Source organism: Streptomyces sp. SID3212, from assembly GCF_009865405.1.
Taxonomy (GTDB): domain Bacteria; phylum Actinomycetota; class Actinomycetes; order Streptomycetales; family Streptomycetaceae; genus Streptomyces.
In genome coordinates this window covers 1-3,781 of the sequence record NZ_WWJY01000626.1, presented here as the reverse complement: position 1 = coordinate 3,781, position 3,781 = coordinate 1, and the positions used below count along the sequence as shown (strand labels likewise).

Genomic DNA, 3,781 nt, shown 5'->3' with positions numbered 1-3,781 from the left:
CCGGTGTGCGGCGGGTGACTCCGCCACGACCCGCGCGCAGGGCCGCCGCGAAGGCGTCCGGGCCGGCCGCGATCGCGGTGTGCACCCCCAGGCCCGTGACGACCACGGGGGCGGTGGGGGTCACGGCCGGTACGTCCGCATCAGGTCCACCAGGGCCCCGAGGTCGGGCAGGCCCTGGAACTCGGCCACCGGCACGTCCAGGCGCAGTTCCTCCAGTGTCAGGGTGACCACCTCGGCGCGGTCGATGCTGTTGCAGCCCAGCTCGGCCATGGACACGTGCCGGGTGACGTGGGCCGGGTCGACCTCGGGGACGACGGCCACGATGTGCCGTCGCAGGGTGTCCAGGACCGTACGGTCGTCGGACTCGTCCATCGGTGTCCTCTCGGGGAGTGCGGGTCAGCGCCACGCGTAGCGCCGGTGGTAGTCCTCGACGCCGGTCAGTACGAGCAGTTCGCCGGGCCGGCCGGGGTGGTCGAGGTAGTCGGCCCACTCCTCGGTCCCGACGCGGCGGTCGCGTTCCGGGACGAGACAGGCCCGGGTCTCCTTGAGCAGCCGTACGTACTCGTCGAAGCCGATGTCCCGCCGGGCCGCCAGCCGTTCACCGATGCGCAGCGCGCCGAGTACCCGGCCGGACTCGGGAGTGATCACGCCGCTCAGGAACTCGGAGGCGCAGCCGGAGCCGTACGCGAACAGGCCGATCCGCTCCGGGCGTTGGCAGGGTGCGGTGTCGATGGTGGAGGCAAGCGCGAGGTAGAGCGAGCCGGAGCAGAGGTTGCCGACCACCCGGGGGTAGGTCAGCGACGGCGCGACCCGACGGTTGAAGTCCGCCTCGATCAGGGCGGGTTGGGCGTCACCGTGCTCGCGCATCATCTTGCGGTGGCCGGCCCGGACGAGACCGGCGAACGGGGTGTGCATCACCAGTCGGTCGAAGGTCTCCGCGAAGTCCGCGCCGTCCACCCGGTCCGCGTAGTCGGCGAAGCTGTGGGCGAGGCAGTCGAGATAGGCGAAGAGCGAGCGGTCGGCGTCCGCGATGTCGAGGGTGGGCAGCGGGCGGGCGGAGTCGAGTGTCTCGTAGCTGTACAGGCCGTAGGCGCCCGGGTCGATGGTCATGATCCGTGGGGTGTCGCTCAGCAGGACGGCCGCCGCGCCGTGGCCGGTGGCGGCCTCCGCGTACGCGGCGTACTCGTCCACCACGGCCACGTCGGTGGCGATGACCAGCGCCTTGGCTCCCGGCGCGCGGCCCGAGGCGAGATACCCGGCGGCGAGCTGCACCGCGCCCGTGGCCGCGTAGCAGGCCTGCTTGACCTCCATCACCCGGCAGGTACGGGAGAGCCCGAGGTACTCGTGGACGTAGGAGGCCACCGACTTGCTGTAGTCCACCCCGGACTCGGTGGAGGTGACGAGCAGTTCGATACGGCCGCGCTCGGCCGGGTCCAGCGCGTCCACGAGCGCCTTGGCGCTGTTGACGGCGTTGGTCACCGGATCCTCGAAGGGCAGCCCGACCGAGCGGCGTTCCATCATCAGGTTGGCGAGCCGGGCGCGGTCCAGGCCACGGCCGTCGAACAGTTCGGGAAGGCCGATGCCGGCCAGGCCCGCGTACACGTCGAGCGCTTCGATGCCGATCATGCCAGCGGCCCCCGGCTCAGGTGGTCGACGAGCCCGTCGATGTCCGGGACGGCACTGAAGTTCGACATCGGCTCGTCGATGCCGAGGCGCCGGGTGACGCCCAGGATGATCTCGACCCGGTCCACCGAGTCGGCGCCCAGGTCGCGCAGGTGCTTGTCCCCGGTGATCTCCTCGGGCGCCAGGGCCGGGAGGATGCTCCGGATCACCTCGTACAGCGCCTGCTCCGCCCTGGTCCGGGCCGAAGCGGCCCGGGCCGCTTCGGCCGTCGTGCGCCGTGCGCCGTCCTCCACACTGTTCACCGGGCCTCCTCGGGATCCCACAGCACCCGCTGGGTGCTGACGGCTATCAGGTCCGCGCTGTCCGCGTCGCGCACCACGACGTCGACGATCTCCTCGCCCGCGCGGGCCCGTGGGGCCCGGACGGTGACAGCGATCTCGAACTCGCTGTCGGGGTCCGCGTTGCCGGCGTAGCAGAGCTGCTGGTCGATCACCTTCCGGCGCAGGAACGCCCGGTCGCCGCGGCCCAGTTCGCGCCACTGGCGCAGGACGGCCAGGTCGACGAAGGAGAAGTAGGACGCGAAGTAGACGAGTCCGACCCCGTTCAGGTCGCGGGTGATGTCGATGCAGTACCGGGTGGTGAAGCCCTCGGCGACGGTGGCGTACTCCTGCTCCGGGTCCGCGCAGAAGGTCAGCAGCGAGCGGGCGCGGCCGTAGACCGGCCTCGGCGAGTACTCCTCCGGCAGGGCCGGGAGCCGGGTGTGGTGGAAGTCCGGCGGCGAGGCGGTCATCAGGCCCCGGTTGCTGTCGGCGTCCCGGCGGCTGACCCAGCGGTTGAAGTTCTCCACGTGCAGGCTGCCGGGCGCGGGGCCCCGGTGGAAGGCGGCCGGGTCCCAGGGCTCCGGCGGGGTGTCGGCCTTCACGGTCGCGGAGATGCGGTGGACGGTCAGCACCGACTCACTGCCGAAGTCGAACGACCGGGACAGCACGTCGAGTTCGTCGCCGAAGGTGGGGCTGCGCAGGTGGAACACCCGGCTGCCGCGCACCCGGTAGTAGAAGAAGGCGAGGTACGCCGGGTCGCCCTCGGCGTTCCTGGCCGCGAGGACGTCGGTGTCGCACAGGGATCCGACCGTCTCCCACGTCCAGTCGCCGATCTGGCCGAGGAACAGGGAATTGTGGCCGCACATGGAGGGTGAGACGGTCACCCGGCGCCGGACGGTGCCGGCGTCGAGCACCTGGAAGGCGGGGGGCACGGCGGGCGCCGGGGCGGGGGTCATCGGCCGGCCTCCGGCCGGCCGGCCGCGTCGACGTCGGCAAGGAAGCCGGCGAGCAGCTCGTTGAACCGCGGGGCGGCGGTGAGGCTGGGGAAGTGGCCCGCCTCCTCGAACTCGTGGTAGCGGACGTCGGGCAGGGTGCCGTGCAGCAGGTGGGCGGTCTTCAGCGGGACCACGGTGTCGTGCCTGCCGTGCGTGATCAGCGACGGCACGGGGAGGCCGGCCAGCCGGGGCAGCAGGTTCGGGGAGGCGTCGAACTCGTCGAGGTAGCGCAGCCCGATCTGGGCGTTCAGGCTCTCGCAGCGCAGCAGCATGTCCTCGTACCGCTGCCGGTGGGCGGCGACCGGCTCGGTGCCGGGCCGCGTGAGCAGGCGGTCGAAGTCCTCCCGGGCGACGAGCGCGAGGCGGTTCATCTCGCCCTGCCGGTTGCCCACCTTGTACGACCCGCCGATGAGGGTCAGCGAAGCGGCCTCGCGCGGGTGCCGCAGCGCGAAGGACAGGGCGGGCAGCGCGCCGAACGAGGCGCCGGCGAGGTGCACCGGTTCCCGGACGTCCAGGGCGTCGAGCGTACGGCGCAGCAGTTCGGCGAGGCCCTCCACGGAGAGGTCGGCGGCGGCCGTCGTCGAGCCGACACCGGAGTGGTGCACGCAGATCACCCGGTGGCGGTCGGCCAGGCCGGCGAACTGCGGACCGAAGAAGCCCGCGCCGATGTTGAAGGGGTGCAACAGGACGAGCGGGGTGCCCTCGCCCGCCGTGAACACCTCCACGTCGCCCTCGCTGAGCGGGACGAGGTGCCTGCGTACGTCCGGCTGGTGCTCGCGCAGGACGGCGAGGTTCTCGTTCAGTGGTCGGTGGCCCTCGTCCATCGCGGCGCGGACATCCGCG

At 72.3% G+C, this 3,781-nt stretch carries 5 protein-coding genes; all 5 read right to left on the bottom strand.

Features of this window, described 5'->3' with window-relative positions; genetic code table 11:
- Window positions 1-120 precede the first annotated feature (120 nt).
- Complete coding sequence (locus GT042_RS18790; protein ID WP_161309883.1) at window positions 121-372, bottom strand: phosphopantetheine-binding protein; 252 nt, start codon at window positions 370-372, stop codon at window positions 121-123.
- Window positions 373-396: 24 nt separating this feature from the next.
- Window positions 397-1,626 (bottom strand): hydroxymethylglutaryl-CoA synthase family protein, encoded by a 1,230-nt coding sequence (locus tag GT042_RS18785; RefSeq protein ID WP_161309882.1) that lies wholly within the window; start codon window positions 1,624-1,626, stop codon window positions 397-399.
- A complete protein-coding gene (locus GT042_RS39190; protein WP_202533132.1) occupies window positions 1,623-1,925 on the bottom strand; it encodes a phosphopantetheine-binding protein in 303 nt (100 codons plus the stop codon). Before GT042_RS39190 ends, GT042_RS18785 begins: the two co-directional genes overlap by 4 nt.
- Complete coding sequence (locus tag GT042_RS18775; protein ID WP_161309881.1) at window positions 1,922-2,899, bottom strand: LnmK family bifunctional acyltransferase/decarboxylase; 978 nt, start codon at window positions 2,897-2,899, stop codon at window positions 1,922-1,924. Before GT042_RS18775 ends, GT042_RS39190 begins: the two co-directional genes overlap by 4 nt.
- Window positions 2,896-3,781: alpha/beta fold hydrolase (locus tag GT042_RS18770; RefSeq protein WP_161309880.1), on the bottom strand; the 886-nt coding region annotated here is incomplete at its 5' end. The genes GT042_RS18775 and GT042_RS18770, both read right to left, overlap by 4 nt.

Bases quoted from the DNA above. Each gene is read 5' to 3' on its own strand.
- GT042_RS18790 (WP_161309883.1), bottom strand. From the start codon at position 372: ATGGACGAGTCCGACGACCGTACGGTCCTGGACACCCTGCGACGGCAC.
- GT042_RS18785 (WP_161309882.1), bottom strand. From the start codon at position 1,626: ATGATCGGCATCGAAGCGCTCGACGTGTACGCGGGCCTGGCCGGCATC.
- GT042_RS18775 (WP_161309881.1), bottom strand. From the start codon at position 2,899: ATGACCCCCGCCCCGGCGCCCGCCGTGCCCCCCGCCTTCCAGGTGCTC.